Origin of the sequence: Thauera sp. 2A1 (assembly GCF_009469595.2) — a bacterium.
Lineage (GTDB): Bacteria > Pseudomonadota > Gammaproteobacteria > Burkholderiales > Rhodocyclaceae > Thauera.
The window spans coordinates 83,094-102,194 of the sequence record NZ_SSXV01000005.1; the positions used below are offsets into that span (position 1 = coordinate 83,094).

Annotated in this window: 18 protein-coding genes and 2 pseudogenes; 12 read left to right on the forward strand and 8 right to left on the reverse strand. The window is 60.7% G+C overall.

The window, feature by feature from the left end; all coding sequences use genetic code 11:
- Positions 1-90 precede the first annotated feature (90 nt).
- Positions 91-279 (forward strand): hypothetical protein, encoded by a 189-nt coding sequence (locus GH664_RS06485; protein WP_228111405.1) that lies wholly within the window; start codon positions 91-93, stop codon positions 277-279.
- Between the two features lie 646 nt (positions 280-925).
- Here GH664_RS06485 and GH664_RS06490 read toward each other — a convergent pair.
- Positions 926-1,894 (reverse strand): IS1595 family transposase, encoded by a 969-nt coding sequence (locus tag GH664_RS06490; RefSeq protein ID WP_153167243.1) that lies wholly within the window; start codon positions 1,892-1,894, stop codon positions 926-928.
- A gap of 502 nt (positions 1,895-2,396) precedes the next feature.
- Between GH664_RS06490 and GH664_RS06495 the strand changes: the two genes are divergently transcribed.
- Together GH664_RS06495 and GH664_RS06500 are read left to right on the forward strand one after the other, a co-directional pair.
- Positions 2,397-4,475: a class I SAM-dependent DNA methyltransferase gene (locus tag GH664_RS06495; protein ID WP_153167244.1), complete on the forward strand. Its 2,079-nt coding sequence runs from the start codon at positions 2,397-2,399 to the stop codon at positions 4,473-4,475.
- Positions 4,475-5,797 carry a restriction endonuclease subunit S gene (locus GH664_RS06500; RefSeq protein WP_153167245.1) on the forward strand — a complete coding sequence of 441 codons (1,323 nt, stop codon included), beginning with the start codon at positions 4,475-4,477 and terminating at the stop codon, positions 5,795-5,797. Before GH664_RS06495 ends, GH664_RS06500 begins: the two co-directional genes overlap by 1 nt.
- Here GH664_RS06500 and GH664_RS06505 read toward each other — a convergent pair.
- The 4 genes and pseudogenes from GH664_RS06505 to GH664_RS06520 form a co-directional block, all read right to left on the reverse strand.
- Positions 5,797-7,506: pseudogene (locus GH664_RS06505) on the reverse strand (STY4851/ECs_5259 family protein); the annotation flags it as partial. The gene GH664_RS06500 and the pseudogene GH664_RS06505 sit on opposite strands and share 1 nt — an antisense overlap.
- A 667-nt stretch (positions 7,507-8,173) precedes the next feature.
- The gene (locus tag GH664_RS06510; protein ID WP_021250601.1) at positions 8,174-8,995 is read right to left on the reverse strand and encodes a VWA domain-containing protein; all 822 of its coding nucleotides are present in this window, start codon (positions 8,993-8,995) and stop codon (positions 8,174-8,176) included.
- A gap of 183 nt (positions 8,996-9,178) precedes the next feature.
- Positions 9,179-9,535 (reverse strand): DUF4258 domain-containing protein, encoded by a 357-nt coding sequence (locus GH664_RS06515; protein WP_308445433.1) that lies wholly within the window; start codon positions 9,533-9,535, stop codon positions 9,179-9,181.
- Positions 9,536-9,781: 246 nt separating this feature from the next.
- On the reverse strand, positions 9,782-11,779 hold the full coding sequence (locus GH664_RS06520; protein WP_153167247.1) for a DUF262 domain-containing protein: 1,998 nt from the start codon (positions 11,777-11,779) through the stop codon (positions 9,782-9,784).
- A gap of 326 nt (positions 11,780-12,105) precedes the next feature.
- On the opposite strand from GH664_RS06520, the pseudogene GH664_RS06525 reads away from it, so the two are divergent.
- Positions 12,106-12,708: pseudogene (locus tag GH664_RS06525) on the forward strand (IS5 family transposase); the annotation flags it as partial.
- 76 nt (positions 12,709-12,784) lie between these two features.
- Here the strand turns inward: GH664_RS06525 and GH664_RS06530 are convergent.
- Positions 12,785-13,873 carry a hypothetical protein gene (locus GH664_RS06530; RefSeq protein ID WP_153167248.1) on the reverse strand — a complete coding sequence of 363 codons (1,089 nt, stop codon included), beginning with the start codon at positions 13,871-13,873 and terminating at the stop codon, positions 12,785-12,787.
- Between the two features lie 131 nt (positions 13,874-14,004).
- Between GH664_RS06530 and GH664_RS06535 the strand changes: the two genes are divergently transcribed.
- Together GH664_RS06535 and GH664_RS06540 are read left to right on the forward strand one after the other, a co-directional pair.
- Positions 14,005-14,235 (forward strand): hypothetical protein, encoded by a 231-nt coding sequence (locus tag GH664_RS06535; protein WP_153167249.1) that lies wholly within the window; start codon positions 14,005-14,007, stop codon positions 14,233-14,235.
- Complete coding sequence (locus tag GH664_RS06540) at positions 14,228-15,001, forward strand: competence protein CoiA family protein (RefSeq protein WP_153167250.1); 774 nt, start codon at positions 14,228-14,230, stop codon at positions 14,999-15,001. Before GH664_RS06535 ends, GH664_RS06540 begins: the two co-directional genes overlap by 8 nt.
- A 258-nt stretch (positions 15,002-15,259) precedes the next feature.
- On the opposite strand, the gene GH664_RS06545 is transcribed toward GH664_RS06540, so the two are convergent.
- Together GH664_RS06545 and GH664_RS06550 are read right to left on the reverse strand one after the other, a co-directional pair.
- The gene (locus GH664_RS06545; protein ID WP_153167251.1) at positions 15,260-15,652 is read right to left on the reverse strand and encodes a hypothetical protein; all 393 of its coding nucleotides are present in this window, start codon (positions 15,650-15,652) and stop codon (positions 15,260-15,262) included.
- Between the two features lie 13 nt (positions 15,653-15,665).
- Positions 15,666-16,241, reverse strand: a complete 576-nt coding sequence (locus tag GH664_RS06550; RefSeq protein WP_153167252.1) for a hypothetical protein — start codon at positions 16,239-16,241, stop codon at positions 15,666-15,668.
- Between the two features lie 150 nt (positions 16,242-16,391).
- Here GH664_RS06550 and GH664_RS06555 point away from each other — a divergent pair, with 150 nt between their 5' ends.
- The 6 genes from GH664_RS06555 (at position 16,392) to GH664_RS06580 (ending at position 18,942) form a co-directional block, all read left to right on the forward strand.
- Positions 16,392-17,303 carry a nucleotide-binding protein gene (locus GH664_RS06555; protein ID WP_153167253.1) on the forward strand — a complete coding sequence of 304 codons (912 nt, stop codon included), beginning with the start codon at positions 16,392-16,394 and terminating at the stop codon, positions 17,301-17,303.
- Between the two features lie 191 nt (positions 17,304-17,494).
- Positions 17,495-17,737 (forward strand): type II toxin-antitoxin system Phd/YefM family antitoxin, encoded by a 243-nt coding sequence (locus tag GH664_RS06560; protein WP_153167254.1) that lies wholly within the window; start codon positions 17,495-17,497, stop codon positions 17,735-17,737.
- Entirely contained in the window at positions 17,734-17,997 is a 264-nt protein-coding gene (locus GH664_RS06565) for a Txe/YoeB family addiction module toxin (RefSeq protein WP_153167255.1), read from the forward strand. Before GH664_RS06560 ends, GH664_RS06565 begins: the two co-directional genes overlap by 4 nt.
- 148 nt (positions 17,998-18,145) lie before the next feature.
- Positions 18,146-18,415 (forward strand): CopG family ribbon-helix-helix protein, encoded by a 270-nt coding sequence (locus tag GH664_RS06570; RefSeq protein WP_153167256.1) that lies wholly within the window; start codon positions 18,146-18,148, stop codon positions 18,413-18,415.
- The gene (locus tag GH664_RS06575) at positions 18,415-18,693 is read left to right on the forward strand and encodes a type II toxin-antitoxin system RelE/ParE family toxin (RefSeq protein ID WP_153167257.1); all 279 of its coding nucleotides are present in this window, start codon (positions 18,415-18,417) and stop codon (positions 18,691-18,693) included. The genes GH664_RS06570 and GH664_RS06575 overlap by 1 nt, the downstream gene beginning before the upstream one ends.
- Positions 18,694-18,696: 3 nt before the next feature.
- Positions 18,697-18,942, forward strand: coding sequence for a DUF3375 family protein (locus GH664_RS06580; protein WP_153167258.1), 246 nt, complete (start codon positions 18,697-18,699; stop codon positions 18,940-18,942).
- The last annotated feature ends 159 nt before the right edge of the window (positions 18,943-19,101 follow it).

Genomic DNA, 19,101 nt, shown 5'->3' on the forward strand with positions numbered 1-19,101 from the left:
TTCCCGCACGCTGGACGCGGACGCCCGTTTTCGCGCCGCCGGTGGGTCACTGGATCATCTGCAGCTGTTGCCGCTCGATGAGGTGCAACGATGAGTGCTTATCCGCAGCGCCAGGAGCGCATCGGAACACCCGAAGGCGACTTCCACGTCGAAGCGATCGACCCGGTTCGCCAGCGCGTGCACCTGACATGTCTGACGACGGGCGCGACCAGACCCGACGCGGTGCTCTGGTCCGAGTCGATGACCGTGCATGTCGAGGTGACCGCAACGCATCGATGAAGCCCCGAAAAGCAGGAGGAGATAGTTCGTAAAGGGATCCCGGCATTCGGCGCTGGCTCCATCTGCCCGAGCCAGCAGCGGAAAAGGAGTGGTCAAGCGCCATCCCTGAGAGGCAATCCCAGATCAAGCCCGCTGCCCCCGTCTCAGCACACGTCTAGCTCGCATCTACGCTCCCTTCGACGGCACTTTGCTCGTGTTCGATCCCTGGTATGGGCTGGTGCCGCGTGACCCCACTGCGCGTTATCAGCTCATCCAGGAACTGGATGCGCGGCGGTCGGCCGAGAAATAGGAGCAGGGCCGCGAGCTACGAGTGGGCGAAAACGTACGGCACTTCCGGCGGACGCGACACATCAGAGAACACGCCAAACCTGCGGTTCCTCGCCCTGCACCCCCCGCCGGCCGCCCGAAAGCTTGGCCTTATCATCGTTTCTGCGAAAAATTCAGTATCCTTTCACCGTATTCGAGAATCGGTTGGTGTAGGGTTCTCACTGGAGGGTGAAATTTCCGGCACTGCTGCCGGGGGCACCATTTCACCGTATTTGAGAACCTACACGGCGGCCATAAACTGGCAAATGGCTAGCCAATTATTGGCAGACGGCCAGCCAGGGGCGGGCGAATCCGATGGGTTCCCCGCCCTTTTCTTTGGCTATGTCACCGTTACCTGTGGAAATACACCGACGGCCGCGAGGAGCAGGGCGTGCGGGGTTTTCAGCCGGCCAGTGTCGATTGCCCGTCGCCAGCCGAGATAGTTGGGTAGGTAGTGGGTGGGGACGCCGTGAAAGCGGTCAATCCATTGGTGCAGCCGACCGTGGTAGGCATTCACGTTCTGGACATGAAACGCGCCTTTGACACGCATCCCTGCCGACAGATTGACCGACTCATGGCTGATGCCCGCCTCCTGGGCAAAGTAGCGATAACTGGCATTGGCATCGCTGACGAGCAGAACGTCCTCGTCGAGCACGGGCGGCAGGCATTTGTGTAGCTGGGCCTTGCTGACTGGCCCTTTGCCAGTCACGAAATCAAGCGTTTGGCCGGTACGGTCCCGGGCCACGAGCACGCAGACCTGCTCCTTCGATATGCCGCGCTTGCTCGCTGCTCCGCCTCGCTTGCGAGCGGGGCGCGGGAGGTTGCGAGCGCCCTTGTTGGATTCGAGAAAGTAAGTTTCGTCGGCCTCGGTGATGCCGTGCAAACGCCCAGGCCGGTCGTCCTTGACCCAGGCGAGGAAGCGGTGGCGCCACCGGAAACTGGTGTTGCGATGAACACCGGTTTCGCGGGCCGCCTGGCGAACGGTCAGGGAAGCAAGGATCTGCTGCACAAACGACAGCCACTTGGGCTTGTGCCGCAGCCGCGCCAGCGGCGTGCCGGTCAGCGCGTTAAAGGTCTTGGCGCAGGCGCAGCAGCGGTAACGTTGAAGGCCATCGGCGTGACCGTACCGATGGACCTGCTCATGCGTGCAGTGTGGACACCGAGGTGCTGACTCAAAGTGAGTTTGGATAAGCTCTGCCACCTGAGTGTCGTGCCCAACATGGTTCAACGCCTCGGCAAGCCGACTCCGCTGCCGATGAGAAAGTCCGGCCAGCTGCTTCAAAACCTGTTCGAACGCCACCGTCTTCATCTCCGCCTCTTAAACTCGAAAACTGTACAAATATACAGTTCATGTGGGCGGTCGTTCAATACTTAACGGTGACAGAGCCTTTTCTTTTGGCTGCTACAGACGGCAAGGCATCCCCTGACAGGGCCCTTGAGGGTGTGCGCGATCACCTCGATGACATGTACCTGCGGCGCGACGACCTTGTCGCTCTCGGTGAGCGCAGATGTCTCAGTCCGGCCAGGACGAGCAATAGTGGCCGCTAAAATTCCGGGAGTGCGAATGGAGGGAAAGCGCTGGGGAACCTGTCGCTCGGCTGTGTTGGCCGTCGGTCAAGTCGTCCGCAAGGCACTCTCGTCTGTTCGGCGGGTTTGCATTACCAAGCCGACGCTCCGACTGAGCCTTGCGATTTGAGTCAATTCATACTCTGTTCGATTCAATACGCGGAAAGTCACGATACCCATTTGCAATTCCGTAACACAACATGCCTGCATGTATCATTGTCTGATTCTGGAACATTCCTACATTCATGCCTTCCCATACCGAAATCGGCGAATTCATCTGGCGCATCGCAGACCACTTGCGCGGCGACTACGAGAAGAACGACAACGAGGACGTCATCCTCCCCTTCACGCTGCTCCGTCGCCTCGACTGCGTGCTGGAAAAAACCCGCGACAAGGTGCGCGAGGCCGAAGCACAGTTGGCCGGCAAGGTCACAGAAGACGTGCTCAAGAAGCTGCTGGTCAACGCGGCGGGCGTACCGTTCTACAACCGCTCGCGGTACTCGTTCCCGGAGCTGCTTAAGAACCCATCTGACATCAAGGAAAACTTCGGCGCCTACCTGGATGGTTTCTCGGACAACATCAAGGAAATCCTCTACAACTTCTCCGGAGGCGAGGAAAAGGGACTGGCGCCGATCTATGAGACGCTGGCGCGAAAGAACCTGCTTTACCTGATCACCCGGGAATTCGCTTCCGAAGACCTCGACCTGCACCCGGACAAGGTCAGCAACCACGACATGGGGCTGATCTACGAATACCTGATCCGCAAGTTCAAGGAAGGCGCGGCGGCCGGTGAGCAATACACCCCGCGCGACGTGGTGCAGTTGCTGGTTCAACTGGTCTTCGCTGACGTCGAACACGACCTCAAGGCATCCGCCGGCTCGCTGATCGGCATCTACGACCCAGCCTGCGGCACCGGGGGCATGCTCACCGTCTCCAAGGATTATCTGGTCGATGAATGGGGCCTCGATCCTTCCAATATCTTCATCCACGGCCAGGAACTGCGCGAAAAGACCTACGCCATCTGCAAGGCCGACGCGCTGATGAAGGGTGACGACGGCAGTCGCATCAAGCAGGGAAATACGCTCTCCGAAGACAAGCTGATCGGCCAGCACTTCAACTTCATGATGGCCAATCCGGAATTTGGCACCGACTGGAAGAAGATCGAAAGCTTCATCCGAAACGAAGCCGAGCGCGGCACAGATGGCCGCTTCGGCGCCGGCCTGCCGGACGTGGGCGATGCCTCGCTACTTTTCCTCCAGCACATGATCAGCAAGATGACGCCGGTCGACAAAGGTGGCAGCGTTATCGGCATCGTCTTCAACGGCTCGCCCCTATTCAACGGCGACGCCGGCTCCGGCTGGTCCGACATCCGCAAGTGGATCGTTACCAACGACTGGCTCGACGCCATCATCGCCCTGCCGGAAGACATGTTCTACAACACCAACATCGCCACCTACCTGTGGATCGTCCGCAACAACAAGCCGGCTGACCGGCGCGGCACGATCACCTTGGTGAATGGCAACCAGGAGCGTTTCCGCACCCTGATGCGGCGCAACCTTGGCAAGAAGCGCGTCGAGCTGACGCCGGCCACCATTTCCGAACTGGTCGGCGTCTATCGCGAGGGCAAGCCGGTGCCCAAGCTGGCGCAGGTGTTCGACCTGGAGGATTTCGGCTATACCCGCGTCACCGTCGAGCGCCCGTTGCGTCTGCGCTTCGAGATCACCGACACCACGCTGGCCGCGTTTCAGCAATCGGGCTACTTCGTCGGACTGGTGGCGACCAAGAAGGTGGGCGAGAAGGCCAAGGCCGACATTGCCAAGGGCGAGGAAAAGCAGCGCGCCCTGCTGGCGGCGCTAGAGCAGGCTAGAAGGCTGTGCCCGTGCCTCGATGATCGCGTCTTCCTCAACGCAATCAACGACGCCTTGCCGTTCAAGGCCACGGGCCAGGCCATCGCCGCCTTGCGGGCGGCCTTCGGCACCGTTGACGAGAAGGCCGAAAAAGTCCTGCTCAAGCCCCTGGAGCCGGACTTCGATCCGGAAATCGCCGAGGCCGATCCCGGCAACTGGTATGTCACCGATAGCAACCTGCGCGACGAAGAGCGCATCCCGCTCAAGACCGACATCGACGCCTATTTCGCCAAGGAAGTGCTGCCCTACGCGCTGGATGCTTGGATGGATCGCAGCAAGGACAAGGTGGGCTACGAGATCAGCTTCACCAAGTATTTCTACGAATACCAGCCGCCGCGTGAACTCAAGGACATCCTCGCCGACCTCGAAGCACTTGATGCCGAGGCCGAAAAACTGCAAGCGGAGCTGCGGGCCTGATGCGAGTTGAGTTGCCACGGTATCCGGTCTACCGGCCCTCCGAGGCGGAATGGTTGGGGGAACTGCCGGAAGGTTGGCAGGCCATTCAGCTTGCCCGCATCAACACGAAGCTCACCAACGGCTTCGTTGGCCCGACGCGCGACATCCTGCGCGATGAAGGGGTTCGTTACCTTCAGTCGCTCCACATCAAGGGCGGTCAGATCATCTTTGATACACCGTATTTCGTGTCGCCGGAATGGAGCGCGGCACACAAGAAAGCCATTCTGAAAACCGGCGACGTGCTGATTGTGCAAACGGGGGATATTGGCCAGGTCGCCGCTGTCACCGGCGAATTTGCCGGCTGTAGTTGCCACGCGCTCATCATCGTCCGTGCCAAGCGGCAGATGATCGACGGCTTTTTCCTGTCGGCCGTCCTGCGGTCGCATTACGGTTTCCATTCGCTCAAGAGTGTGCAGACCGGGGCGCTGCACCCGCATCTGAACTGCACCAACATCCGCGACATCTTTCTGCCGATCCCGCCGCTGCCTGACCAATGCGCCATCCTCGCCTTCCTCGACCGCGAGACGGCGAAGATCGACCGCTTGATGGCGGTGCGGCAGAAGCAGGTGGAGTGCTTGCAGGAACAGCGTACCGCTGTCATCCACCATGCCGTCACCAAGGGACTTGATACGCAGGCGAAGATGAAGTCGTCGGGGATCAATTGGCTTCCGATGATTCCTTCGGGTTGGCAAACGCACCGACTCCGCCGGACTACCTCAAAAGAAACCAACGGCTTCTGGGGTGATGAGCCAATCGGCGATGAGAACGACATCAGCTGCATACGCGTCGCAGACTTCGACAGGCTGCGGCGCCGAGTAAAGGATGTGGATAAAACTCAGCGAAGTGTTCCCACGAGCAAACGCGGCGCACGCCTGCTTCGCCGAGGTGACCTTCTTCTTGAGAAATCTGGCGGCGGTGAGCAGACGCCCGTCGGCTGTGTTGTGCTTTACGACGAGGACGGGATTGCGATTACCTCGAACTTCATAGCCAAACTAAGTCCGCTTACCAATTACGACTCCAGATTTCTTTGCTATCTGCACCAAGCGCTGTACGACTTAGGCATCACGATGTTGTCAGTAAAGCAAACGACGGGAATTCAGAATCTCGACGCATTCTGGTATTTGAACGAGCTGGCACCTTTTCCGCCATCAGCCGAGCAAGTTGAGATCGTCGACCATACGCGCGCAAGGAACTCCCGCAATTGCGCCTCGGCCTCGCCGCCCCCGATCGTCGCGGAGGTTGCGACAAAGCGAACCTGTTCGGGTGTGACACCAAAGGCGTGAAGCACGCGACGCAGCAGCAGCGCAAGTTCCGCAGCCTGGGAGCCGATGTAGGTATGAGCCTCATCGAGCACGATCCACTTGAGCGCGCCTTGCGACTGTTCGAGGATGGGGGCGTCCTGCGCGCGCACGAGCATGTACTCGAGCATGGTCGCGTTAGTCACCAAAAGCGGCGGAGGTGCAGCGCGAAGGGACTCACGATCGAGCACCTCATTTCGCAGCTGATCGCGCAAGCCTTGCGGCTGCTTCTGTGGGGTCAGTCCGTTGTAGAGGCAGAACCGTAGCCCGTCGCCGAAGGATGACGTCCAGGCGTTCAGGCGCTCTCGCTGACTCTGGATTAGGGCGTTCAACGGGTAGAGGAACAACGCCTGAACCCCAATCAGCTTCGACCCGCGCTGAGCATGCGCACGCGCAAGCTGATCCAGAATCGGCACCATGAAACATTCGGTCTTGCCCGATCCCGTGCCGCTGGTCACGACCACTGACTGGGGCTTATCTTGCCCCAGAATCCGCCACGCCTCGAGCTGGTGGCGGTAAGGGCGAGCCTCGCGAGGGAAACGGTAACTGCTTTTTGCATCCCCGCCTGGCCGATCGAGGGCTGACACTAGGGCTGGCGTCAGCAGCTCGGGGCTGAGTTCGGCCAGGCTATGTTCCGCCTCCTCCCAGCCAAAAGTGGCTTCGAACACCGGGTCGCCGACAAAGCAACCTTTTGCGCCGTAGGAGACTGTGATCCCAACGAGTTCAAGCGTCATGCCAAGCTGCCGCTTCAACTCCCTGACATGGCCGCCCAGTTGCGCAGCCGGGAGCTCGCTTCGAAACAGCATCGCAACAACGACCTCGGGCCTCGTCGCCAGGACCTTAAACGTATCAATGCTGCACAGGGGTAATCGACCGAATGCGGACCACAGCCCGTCGAGCATCGACCAGGAGTCATGGTCAAAATCGTCGCCCATGGCCACCAGCACGGCATCAATTGCGGCGAGACGCGCTGCAGCGTCTGGCAACCGAATGGCCATAGCCAACGCACAAGCGGGCAGCGGGTCGGCGGTAGCTGCGTCGTCTTCACTGGCAAAACCACCACCGATACACAAAGGCCTGAACTCCAGCGCAGAGCCTGGCGCAGGATAGACAAGCCACGGCGCAAACTCCGGCCTCAGCCCCTCGATACTCCACACGCCGGATGGCGCTCCTTCGGACATCGATTGGGACAGTACTCGCGGCGCTTCGGCCGGGCGCAGTATGGGCGAGGCCAAAACCTCGCAGCCTTGCACCTGTTCCAGCTGAACCCGCCTCAAGTCTTCATCTTCCAGCGCGACAGCCATCACCTTCGGCCGCAGTGCCACGTCGTAGCGCGACACGCTCATGCTGAAGTTCCGCTTGCCGCCGACCATCAGACGCAGTTCAACCCGCGCATCGAGCTCGCTGGACAGGCTCAGTAGCGCTTCGATCTCGCCATAAAGATCAAGCAGGCGCACTTCTGCAAAGCCTTTGACGATAGGAACCATCCGGCGCGAGAGCGACGAATCCGAACGTCCCAACACAGGGTCGCCCCTCAGCTCGAGTTCGACCTCATACTTTTTCGGCTGGTTGGGGTTCTGATCGAATACGAGGATGCGCACGCCTGCGGCATGCCGCAGGGACATGACACTCCCACTAACGACGGGCGCCCCCTCGACATCAAACGCCCGTCCGCCACTCGCCGGGAATGGCACCCAAAGCTACTCTTGTCAATTTCCTGAAACACTTGGAGCAGCGCGTCCTCTACGTTCTTGAGCTGCTCTGTCGAGATGTCGTACCGCCCGACCACCTTAGCCACATCAAATCCGGCCGCCTCGCCGCTACGTCGAGCGTGTGCAAGCTCGTGCCGATATTTCCTGTAAGCCGCCATCAAACCCGCAACGTCGGCTTTCGCGGGCGCTTTGGCCTGAAGTAGAAACGGCTTCCCCGACAGCCCAAAACCAGCTTCAACAATCGGTACAGAGCTACGGCAGTTACATCGATCTGTGGAAGAAGTACAGCGAGGAGGAATGGCAGAGGAGCCTGCAGCAGGCAGCTCAGCTGAACGTGTTGGCCTACTCACGTGCGGAGGAGGCCAGCGACGAGGGCGGTGTCTGGCGGTTCTACGTTTCGCCTGCTGACAGAGAGATCTTCAAGAAGGTCTGGAGCTCCATCGAGTCGGACACTGGGCTGGAGCTCGAAGCGACCGAAGAACACCCTGAGTGGCGGCAGATCCAGGACGAGGTGAGTGCTATGTCCGCTTCCCGGCGTTTTAGGGGGCGTCCGGACTTTCCTCATCGGAAGTCTAACGAGATTCTGATTTCTTCCAGCTCCAAGCGGCCACCTGAGAGCGGATACGGTGGCAGCCGTTGCGCGGATCACTCAAAAATCCAGGTCGAGATCGTCGTCTTCGGGGATGTCTGCCAGCACGAGCGGAGCACTGCTGTTCGGCGCCGTGCTGCGCGAACGCGAGGTAACCGACATGGTCACCGCACGGAAGAAACGATGAATGTCACGCGCCTCATGTGCTTTGAAGACAGGCGATTCGGGATCATTGGTGAAGCGGCGGAGCATTTCGACGTCGGCATCAGCACCGATCGCCATGGCGAAACGCGTCGCTTTCTGCCCTCGCTCCGATTTGCACAAACCATCGAGCGGCTGTTCCCAGTCGTCGGTCGGCAAACCATCCGACACCAGGACCAGAACCGGCCGATAGGCTCGGGACGGAATCATGTCCTTGTCCTCGATCAACTTTCGCGCCTCTTCGAAGGCCGCCCCCATCGGCGTCCTGCCATCCGCTCGCAGCGGGCTGACCTCGGAGATCTTGTGCGCAGGGGCCAGAGGCAGGTGGACGCGAGCCCGCTCTCCCCCGAACGTAATCAAGCCCACCTGAATCTCGGCTCTCAGCCGGGACTCGGCTGCAAACCCCGCCACCATGTCCTTCAGTGCCAGATTGAGCGCCTCGATCTTTCCATCGACCGTCATGCTTCCACTGACGTCGGCCATCACGATGACGGGTAACGGCCGTGCCTCAGCAACAGTGAAGTCCTTGAGCTTGCTCGCTTTGTCTTCCATCTTCTTCGTATCCTTCGTCTCTTCAGCGCCGCCACCCTTTGCCACGAAAGGATCGTGCTCGCGACCGCGAACAATGCTGGCAGCGTAGTAGCGACTGAAATTGTCTTCTTGGTACTTCGCGAAACCCATCTCGCACCCCCACTAGATCGGCCCCCTCAGCGGGGTCATTCGACGGAGTCCAGCCTGGTCCCGCTGGCTCTCACATTGATTTGATTGGCTCTGGTCCCGGCCTGCCGAGCCACGCTATCACATCTGCTGAAGTGGATGATGTGACCAACGTCATATGCATGCCGAGTTCGCCAGATCCTGCCTTCAGTGATAAACGCGATGGCGACGTTTGCTCGGGCGAATCTTGCGCAGCTCGTGGTTGCGATAGGCAGTCACGACCGAGCCACCGGGGGCGACCAGTACATGCACGCCATCGGCCTCGGAGACGTCAATGCCGAGTTCGGCACAACGGGCGACCTCCTTGTGCCCGATCACGCGGTAGGCCGCCCCACGCGCATGCACGGTGCGGCCGTAGCGCAGCACCATGGCCACACACCTTTCGGAGATTCCGCGCTGCCCCATGCGCATCTGTGCATGGTCAGTGAGAGGAAGATCGCTCGAAGACTGACTGAAATCCGCTGGGCTCTGCATGGCCTCATCTCCTTGTCGCTTACAACCCATACTCAGCGAAAGGCGTGCCAGTTGCTCTTCGAGCGAATCCCTAATCTATACAATAGCTTACGAGTCTTGGCAGCCGAAACGGTCGAACTTGAATATAAATCTTAGTGCCTAGAAGAAATTTTCTTCCATAAATCCCCGCATCTTGCGTGAGGGGACGCGGCAGGAAACAACCGTCGCATCAGACCGCGAACGCTTGGCGGAATAGAGGTTTGAGAACTGCGGAGCCACCTTTGCGAGTAAGCAGGGTCAATCCCGAGACCAGACCTCCAAGGCCTGGGCGAGTAAGGTCTCCGAGCGCTCTACGATCTGCATCTCCCCCCAGACGTCACTCTTTAGCGCCTGAAAATAGCTGTTCATCGACAGCAAGCTGTAGCGACAGATCATCGTACGCTTCCCGTCTTTTCGCATGCCATCGTCACCTTCGACGTCGGCGAACGGGCCGTTGCTCACCGCGCTGTTCAACGACTTCGTCAGCAAAGTAAGGTTGCCGAAGGTGTGCAAGAGCCTGTTGCGCGTAGCCGTCGCCTCGCTCTCCTCCGGCAACGGGTAGTGGCCAGACCATGCCCAGCCTTGTGGAAGAACATGCTCTACGGAAAGTTGCTCGATACTCGGCACCGGTTGCGGCTCATGCTTTGCGCCGCGACTCGCGACTTCCAGCGCCCTCAGGATCGCAGCAGTCCTTGCCGGCCGAAGCTCAAGGTAAACCGGGCGATGCATCCACGCTTCACGAAACTCCGCGTCCGTTGGCCACACCTGGCTGTGCCCGCCTAGCCCCTTCAGGTAACCACTGAGGACCTTGGCCGGTTCCTCTCCTGCCTGCATAAGCTCCAGCAACCGGAGGAAGATTCGGTTGTAGTTCTTTGTCGTAAAGCCGCACACCGCACGGCGGACGACGTAGCTGGCCAGAGCACCCAAAGCAGCCTCAAGGTCAGGATCGTCGTCCGAGTAGCGCTCACGCAGGAAGAGGTAAACAGGCGTCAACGTACTGACATCCAGCACCTTGATGAGCCGACCAAACTCAGCGATTGCGCCACTGCCATCCGGCGACAAGAGCTGCCTGAAATATTCCGCAGCACGGACGATTCGCGCCAGTTCACCATCAAGGTCGCGCATCTCGCGCTGCCACCACTCCTTGAACCCCTGGAATACGTGGCTGACCTTGGTCTCCTCACGGCGCCGCAGCACAGTCAGGTGGTAGAAGAACAAGTCGATCCTGGGATAGGTAATGCGTCCTTGGCGCTCCTTCTCGCGCCAGTAGCGGTTGGCCGTCACCTTGTTGCGGCTATCTACCTGCTCATCGAAATCCTGCCAGTGTTGCGAATAAAGCTTGTCGACTGGCAGTTGTCTGCGCGCCGCATCCAGAAAGATGAAGTTGCGTATCAGATCCGAAGCAAGCAACGGTTCGCCACGAGCATTGAGCGTTTCGAAAATCACCTGGGGATCATCGTCGCCCTCCAGCGTCAGAGTCATAACCTGCACAGCATCCTGCAAAGCCATGAACAGGCATTCGGCTCGCTCCGACCTCACCGGATCTCCTTCCCCTGGCCGACAAGGCAGGCTTTCGCGCCTTACGCTGTGAATCAGCGCGTCAGACACGCTGCGATCGATTTCCGCGTACTCAGGGTCCCCGCTGTATACACCACGGAGAAATCCTTCGATGGCGCGGTGCAGATAGAGATACGCCAACACCATCAACGGACGCTCGAGACGGCGACGTCCAGACTGCACCGGAAACTCCGAACATACGGCTTCAATGCTCGGCACCGCATCCAGAAAGGCGATCTCCTCGCGTCCGGCCTTCGTTGGCCAGACCTTGTGGTAGTCACTCTCAACGTTGTACGGACCGGGGTTGCGGATCATGCCGTCCAACATCCGGGCGACGCCCTCCAACTCGGGATGTGCGCCCGAAACATGCCGAAAAGCGAGCATCAACAGATGCAGCGTCGTCGTACGCTGCTGACCATCGATCACCTCATAGGCCTTCACACGTCCAAAGGCATTGACCACCGGGGTCAACACCACCGAACCCAGAAAGTGCTTCTGCAATGGCGCAAGCTGGTGACTCCCGGCTTGCTGCTCGAGTTCTCTGCGGCCGAGCAGGCACTCCGCACGATCCTCCACATCCGCCCACAGGGGAGCAACCTGCTTCTCGAGTGTCCAAACGTATCCGCGCTGGAAGACGGGAATCACATACTGGACGGGTTGGGAAAACATCTGAGCTGCGAAGGTCTTCGATGGCTGCATGGCAAAACCTTGTTCTGGCGCTCGATCGCGCCTTCTTCTTTGGGTAACTCGGTATCAGAGTGGATTGGAGGCCAGAAACGGTTCGATGCCGAATCGCGCTGCGATGCGTCGCAACTCGGTCAAGACATCGCCACGGAGCGGCTGCTGCCCGAGTGGTCCCTGAAAGTTTCCGCTGATCGCCTTGGGATACGCCCTGCGCATCCAGCTCGATACCGCCTCGATTGCCTGCGGAGTCCCGCTATCGATGAACCGCACCGAAGCCGAATGGGACGGGTCGTAAAAAGCGTAGTGCTCGCGAGTCTGACGCGTGAACGGGACCGTCGGGTTACGCGCTGTCGGATCCGGCGATGGAGGATGCGCTCTACGAGGTCGAGTCGATGCGCCGCTTTGCGGGGCTGGACCTGACCGACGACGCGATGCCCGACGAGACGACGATCCCCAAGTTCCGCCACCTGCTCGAGAAGCACGCACTGACCTCGCAGATGATGAACATCATCAACGACACGCTCGAGCAGCGCGGACTGCTGCTCAAGGGCGGCACGATGGTCGACGCCACGATCATCCATGCGCCGCCCTCGACGAAGAACCGGGACAAGCAGCGCGACCCCGAGATGCATCAGACCAAGAAGGGCAACCAGTGGTACTTCGGCATGAAGGTCCACGTGGGTGCCGACGTCAATTCCGGGCTCGTGCATACCGTATCCGTGACGCCTGCCAACGTCTCGGACATCAACCAGTTGCCGCACTTGGTGCGTGAAGATGACCGGGCGGTGTTCGGCGACAAGGGCTACGTGAACAACAAGCTCAAGCGTCTGGTCCGCAAGGCGGGCCTGTTCTGGGGCGTCTCGCTCAAGGCCAGCAAGCAGCACCCGCTGACCGAGGCGAACAAGCGCTTCAACCACAAGATGTCCTCGATCCGTGCTCGGGTCCCGTGCTTTACGCATTGGCGTGCTGTCTTTGCGAGTAGCTGTCGAGTCCGCTCGACGGCAGCTGTTGCGAGACCGATCAACGATCTAAGAGACCGCGATTGCGCCGCCAGTACCCCGCCCGCAGCTTCCGATCAAAACTGAAAACGTGCTCCCCAGGCTCCTCGTCGCAGTACCCAACCAGCCGGTTGAACTGAATGAGCCCGCCATCCCGTAGCGACACGTTACCGCCGCAAAGCGGGCAATCCGCCACATACCGCACCAGGCGCAGGTTGTAGCCACGCGACCGCCCTGGAAGCACAGCGGCTTCAGGATCCCAGACCAGTTCGACCTGACATTCCTTCTCCGAGAACGGATAGAAGAGCGGCGAGGCCATGATGATGAATCGATCGTAGAGTCGAATCAGAGGCCACAGCAGAAACCCGAAGATTGCCGCAACGATCATCAGCCTCCACTCGAGCACACCGTCAGCCACGCGCATCAGCGCAATCAACACCGGCAGCCCTGTCAGCAGCAACATCAGACCGAAGCCGATCGCCGGGACATAACGACGAAGGCCATCGATGCGCATACTCGCTTCGCCCTGCCGGCGAAACAGCAGCGGCCATAGAAACAGCCGCCCGAGGAGCGAGAACCGCAGACTCGACCGGTCCTCACGGTACCGAAGCACAAAGGGCAGCTTGTCGTAGCCCGCTGGCAGGGTGGGGAGCGCGGTGCTCACACCGAAAGGGCGCCATTCGAGACGATAGGTCGACGACCGCCCGCCGTCCGACTTGTCCTTGGCCGGCCACAAGAGCCCCGCAAAACCTGCCTTCCGCGCTGCGTCGGTGAAACGGCCCTGCAGTTCGGCGAACGCCTCCTCCAACCCGGGCCAGTGCTCGTTCATCCGCTTGCGTGCCTTGTCGCTGGTCAGGCCATCGACTGGCTCACCTCGCTCCTCAAGCGTGTAGCGCCACAGATCCTGAGTGCTATGGGACTTTGGCTCGATGTCATCCTTGCCATCACCCTGGTATTGCGTCAGGAGCGCGCGTAGGAGGTCCCACAGCACGCCCTGATAGTAAGCGCTGCGATCACGATCCAGGAACGCTTGAAACCACTGCGCGAACCGGACGCGCTCTGGCAATAGGCACTCGCCTTCGCTCTGAGGGGTATCGGAAAAATCGCTCATCGGGCTCCCGGCAGACATGACGGGATTCTAGCAGCGAACCGTCCGCCGACCGGTTTCAGACCGTCCGGATCCAGCAACCACGCGGGTTTGCGTACCTAACCTGACCTCTCCGTTCAACCCAGGAGAAGGTCATGCTGGAAACCCTCGTTCTACACATCGCCGGCGAGCGCGTCGAACTCCGCTCGCTCCCCTTTGGCGATCTCGCTGTTTACCACCGGCCCGCCGAGCACGTGCGTGCGCTTGTCGAACCTGTCTGCCGCAATCGTGGCCACTGGAACAGCGAGTACAACAACTGGATCGTGTTCCGGCAGTTCCGCGCAGCCGTCGTGAGCGAGCTCGAAGCGGAGGCAGACCATGTCTGACCGGATGCTTCACGGTTTGGACTTCGGGCTTGATCGAAACGGGCGGATGCGCGGGATCAATGAGGTGGAGCAGGGACTCGCCTGCAACTGCGAGTGCCCGGAGTGCGGAAGTCCGCTTGTCGCCAGAAAGGGCGCTGTGCGCGTTCATCACTTTGCGCACCGGGGAGCGACCTGCACCACCGGCGCCGAAACCGCGCTCCATCGGATGGCCAAACAGATCGTGGCGGACGAGCGTCGTCTCGTTCAGCCCGGAGAGGACACACCGACAGTCTTCCGCGACGCCGCGCTACCGGATGAAATGTACTGGCCCGGCTGGCGCCCCGACGTGGTGCTCTGGTCCGAGTCGATGACCGTGCATGTCGAGGTGACCGTCACGCATCGATGCGGCCCCGAAAAGCTCGACGAGATCGTTCGCAAAGGGATCCCGACCATCGAGCTTGACCTCTCGACGGCCTATCGGCCCAAGCGCCTAGGTTGGACGATCGAGCAGCTTACCGATCGTCTCGTCCACGATCCCGGCATTCGGCGCTGGCTCCATCTGCCGGAGCGAGCAACGGTACCAGCACAGCCGGCGGGCTTCCCTGAGCCGCAAACCCCGACCAAGACTCCTGCGCCTACCGGCCGGGCTTCGACTTCCCGCATCTATGCGCCCTTCGACGGCACTTTGCTCGTGTTCGATCCGTGGTATGGGCTGGTACCGCGTGATCCCGGCGCGCGTGCCCAGCTCACTAAAGAGCTGCAGAAGCCCCGGTCCGAGGAGAACTAGGTCGTCTTCGCTCCTGAGCGCCAGCAGGGTCACGTAATGCGACCAACCCAGCCGGAAATGTCCGAGCAAGGGCGCGAGCCAGCCGGTAGCGTCGCCAGTTTGTACCAGCACGACAGATTGCGCAGACGCTGTCTGCGCAATCTCGCGGTAGACACGGTAGAAGCGGCGGCATTGCTCGAGGTTGCGTTTGGAGAATCCCGGCCCCAGGCGTTAGGTAAGCTGCTTGGCGAGATTGTCGAATGGGGCCTTTTGCCCGAACTACCGCAGCATCCGATACTCGGCCAATAACGCGTCCACGAAGCAGGTGGCCAATTGAGACGCATGAGCAGGGGAAGTTCGTCGCGGGCTTCGGCATTCCTCGTAAAGGTCGAGCGCAACGTTCAGGTTCTCGTTCAGGACCTTGGCAATGCCCGGATCGACCGACCGCACGCTGGCGGCGAACGAGCGAATCTGCTGCTGGTACGCGAATCCGCCGGGGTGAAGATAGCGGATCACCGGCTTGACTGGCTGATCACTGTCCTCACAAAGAATGTCGTAAAGCGTTCCAAGCCCGTCGATGTACGCACTGCGGGCTTCGCCACCCGGATCGTAGCGAAGCGCAGCCAGTTGCCGGTCGTCCAATGACCGAAACGGTGTGTCGTACTGTTGCATCGTCAGGCCCTCGTCACGGCAGCAGCCTCGTTTCGAGCAGATCCATCGCGTCCGCAGGCGCGGTGCCTCCGGATGTCCCGGCAATCTCATCCACGACGAGTTGCTGAACGGCTGGGTCCTGGATGACATCGAGAAAGAGGATGTCGAATTCGTTCTCGCGCAGATCGGTGATGAGGTACTCATGCGAGCCCACGCTCGCACCGGACCCCGCCGTCTTGCGCCTTGCCCCGTCAATCTGGTCGATGTCCAGGCGCAGGACGATCGGGCAGAAGAAAGTCACCTCGACCTTGTCGCAAATCTTCTTGAGCCTTGTGGCGACGGCGGGCATGATCACACCCGCCTTTTCCTTGGCTTCAACGCCGTTGCGCAAGCTCAGCCTGGTCTGTGAGATGTACTTGTCGAAGTTGTCGGCGTCCATCCAGGGTTCATACAGGTCCTCGTAGATTCGATGGGGATTGGATGAACGCGGATTGGGCAGGCGGTAGGGGTAAAACCTCTCTGCAACCCAGACGTAGTGCTCGCGGTTGTAGAAATAGTGGCAAAGCATCCATGCCAGGACCGGGATGCATCCGTAGTAGTTCTTGGCCACGCGTCCCCCTGATCGTGCTTCGCCTTTCAGCTTGCGTCGGTGCTGAACTATAAGTAGACGAGGATAGTTCCGAGTTCAAGCGACCTGCGTCCTCGGCGCGCCCCGGTCATCGCCGGCAACCAGACCAAGTGGGCAGGGAGGCCCGATGTCATGAGTGTCACGCGCCGCATCTACGTCAGTCTTCCCGCCGACCCCTGGTTGCCGCCGAATCTCAACTCGCTCAAGTGGGGCATCGTCGACGAGATCGCGAAGCTCGGCTTCACGCCCGAGATCTTCACGAACCCGAGGGGGCAGCCCGGGCTCGCGTCGGCGAAGGCCTGGAATCCGCGCGACGCCGACGAGATCGCCCGCCGCTGCGTGGGCGCAGCCGTGCTCGGGATGCCGCGCTGGCGTTTTCGGGACAGCGACGGCCAGGGCGTGCTGCTACCCACCGAGTTCAATCATTACGAGGGTGCGCTCGCCCGAACGCTGGGCCTGCCCACCCTGGTGCTGGTGCAACGGGACATGTTGCGGCGGGTCGTGTTCGATAGCAGCTTCGGCGGCTACGTCGGCCAGTTTCCAGCCGACGCCGAAGTCGGTTGGCTGCACACCGACGAATTCCTGGTCCCCTTCAAATACTGGACCGACCAGTTGCGTGACCGGCGCGACGTCTTCCTGGGCTACTGCAGCAGCTCGGCGTCGACGGCGGCGCAGATCAAACGCTACCTGGCCAGCCAGAACGCAAGCGTGCTGGACTGGCAGAGCGACTTCATCCCGGGCCGCACGATCATCGACCAGATCGAGGAGGCGGCAGCGCGGTCGATTGCCGGCATCTTCCTATTCACCAGGGATGACGATCTGGCCAACCCGAGCGACGCCCATCAGTCGGTGCCGCGCGACAACGTCGTGTTCGAAGCGGGCTACTTCAGCGGCCTCAAGGGCAAGCGCAACGTGCTCATCGTTCGCGAGGCCGGCTCCAAGATGCCGGCCGACCTCGGTGGCGACATCTACGCAGCGCTGATGGACCGCAATGACATCGCACCGATCGAGAGAACGCTGTCCGCATTCATCGGTGCAATCTAGTGCGTACTCCGACCCATCGCGACCGCTCATTTCGAGAAGGTGTGACCGGTGAGCTGGCAGCGCGTGCTCAAGTCAGTGAGCGATGGTCCTTGCCACGTTGTCACGGTGGATCTCGGCTCATGCAAAACGAACGCCAGGATTGACAAAACGTACGTTAACGCGTACGTTATCCGCATCGACGGAGACCCGCAATGACCACGCTCACCGCTTCCGAAGCACGAGCCAACCTCTACCGCCTCATCGATCAGGCCGCAGAGTCCCATCAGCCCATCCACATCGCGGGCAAGCGCGCGAGCGCCGTCTTGCTCTCCGCGGAAGATTGGCAGTCCATCCAGGAAACACTTCACCTGCTTTCCATCCCGGGGATGCGCGAGTCCATCAAGGAGGGCATGGCCGAGCCACTTGACGAGAGTGCCCGGGAGCTCGACTGGTGAGCTGGCAGCTCGCGTTCTCGAAGCACGCCCAGAAGGACGCGAAGAAGCTGGCGGCAGCCGGCCTGAAGTCTAAGGCCCAGGCCTTGCTGGCGATCCTCGCGAATGATCCCTTCCAGAAGCCCCCGCCCTACGAGAAGCTCGTGGGTGATCTCGCGGGGACATACTCGCGCCGGATCAACATCCAGCACCGCCTGGTCTATGAGGTCTTCGCCGAAGAGCGCGTGGTTCGCGTGCTGAGGATGTGGTCGCATTACGAGTAGGCGCTCGAGCTCTCGTCCGGGCTACGACGCCGCGCCCTTGATTGATTCATTTTCAATCACTATGATTTTTTCAGCATCACAGTGAATACACGAAGCGGCTCCGTAGGGGTCACTTCCCGACACCCGCTCCCGACCGCCAAACCTCCAGATGACGCAAGCCGCAACCAAAGTGCTCACCGCTCACATCCCGCTTCCGTTGGCCGACAAGGTCGATCAGATGGCCGCGAGGCTGGAACGCTCGCGCGGCTGGATCATGAAGCAAGCGCTTTCCGCCTGGATCGCCCAGGAGGAAGAGCGCGATCGCCTGACCCAGGAGGCGCTCGCCGACGTGGACGCCGGTATCGTCGTCGACCATCTCTCGGTGCAGGCCTGGGCCGACAGCCTGGGCACCGACCAGCCGCTGCCGCTGCCGCGCTGATGGAGCTGAAGTGGACCAGCAAGGCGCTTGCCGATCTGGCACGCCTGTATGAGTTCCTGGCGCCGACGAACAAACCAGCCGCCGCAAAGGCGGTGCAGGCACTGACCAAGGCCCCGACCATCCTGCTGACCAACCCGCGCATTGGCGAACAACTGTTTCAGTTCGAGCCGCGCGAGGTGCGGCGGATTCTGGTCTTTCAGTACGAGGTTCGCTACGAGATTCAGGATTCGATCATCTACATCCTGCGGCTGTGGCATACCCGAGAGGACCGCGCCTGACCGATGCCCCTCGACTTCGCCACCCTCGACGCCCTGCGCAGCCACCATCCCGCGTGGCGCCTGCTGCGCTCCGACCACGCGCCGCTGGTGGCCAGCTTCCTGCACCGCGTCTTCGTCACCCCCAACGTGCGCGACCACCGCATCCGCCCATCCCTGCGTCTGGAACAGGAGCACATCGGCTTCGGCTGGCTGGAAAAATGGCTGAAAATCGTCCATGCGATGGATGATTTTCAGCCACATGATGGTTGATTTTCATCCGCCTTTGCTCCAAACCGTGGCGCTCATACAGGGCAGCCAACTCGCCCTGCACGGCGACTGGAGGTGAGCGGCACGGGCAGGTGGTTCCGAGTTGCACGGGGCGCGTTTGCATCAAGCGTGGGGAAATGGCAGGCGTTCGCGCTAAAGTCC

Excerpts from the sequence above, each read along its gene's own strand:
- GH664_RS06485 (WP_228111405.1), top strand. The coding sequence starts at position 91 with ATGAGTGCTTATCCGCAGCGCCAGGAGCGCATCGGAACACCCGAAGGC.
- GH664_RS06490 (WP_153167243.1), bottom strand. The coding sequence starts at position 1,894 with ATGAAGACGGTGGCGTTCGAACAGGTTTTGAAGCAGCTGGCCGGACTT.
- GH664_RS06495 (WP_153167244.1), top strand. The coding sequence starts at position 2,397 with ATGCCTTCCCATACCGAAATCGGCGAATTCATCTGGCGCATCGCAGAC.
- GH664_RS06500 (WP_153167245.1), top strand. The coding sequence starts at position 4,475 with ATGCGAGTTGAGTTGCCACGGTATCCGGTCTACCGGCCCTCCGAGGCG.
- GH664_RS06510 (WP_021250601.1), bottom strand. The coding sequence starts at position 8,995 with ATGGGTTTCGCGAAGTACCAAGAAGACAATTTCAGTCGCTACTACGCT.
- GH664_RS06515 (WP_308445433.1), bottom strand. The coding sequence starts at position 9,535 with ATGGGTTGTAAGCGACAAGGAGATGAGGCCATGCAGAGCCCAGCGGAT.
- GH664_RS06520 (WP_153167247.1), bottom strand. The coding sequence starts at position 11,779 with ATGCAGCCATCGAAGACCTTCGCAGCTCAGATGTTTTCCCAACCCGTC.
- GH664_RS06530 (WP_153167248.1), bottom strand. The coding sequence starts at position 13,873 with ATGAGCGATTTTTCCGATACCCCTCAGAGCGAAGGCGAGTGCCTATTG.
- GH664_RS06535 (WP_153167249.1), top strand. The coding sequence starts at position 14,005 with ATGCTGGAAACCCTCGTTCTACACATCGCCGGCGAGCGCGTCGAACTC.
- GH664_RS06540 (WP_153167250.1), top strand. The coding sequence starts at position 14,228 with ATGTCTGACCGGATGCTTCACGGTTTGGACTTCGGGCTTGATCGAAAC.
- GH664_RS06545 (WP_153167251.1), bottom strand. The coding sequence starts at position 15,652 with ATGCAACAGTACGACACACCGTTTCGGTCATTGGACGACCGGCAACTG.
- GH664_RS06555 (WP_153167253.1), top strand. The coding sequence starts at position 16,392 with ATGAGTGTCACGCGCCGCATCTACGTCAGTCTTCCCGCCGACCCCTGG.
- GH664_RS06560 (WP_153167254.1), top strand. The coding sequence starts at position 17,495 with ATGACCACGCTCACCGCTTCCGAAGCACGAGCCAACCTCTACCGCCTC.
- GH664_RS06570 (WP_153167256.1), top strand. The coding sequence starts at position 18,146 with ATGACGCAAGCCGCAACCAAAGTGCTCACCGCTCACATCCCGCTTCCG.
- GH664_RS06575 (WP_153167257.1), top strand. The coding sequence starts at position 18,415 with ATGGAGCTGAAGTGGACCAGCAAGGCGCTTGCCGATCTGGCACGCCTG.
- GH664_RS06580 (WP_153167258.1), top strand. The coding sequence starts at position 18,697 with ATGCCCCTCGACTTCGCCACCCTCGACGCCCTGCGCAGCCACCATCCC.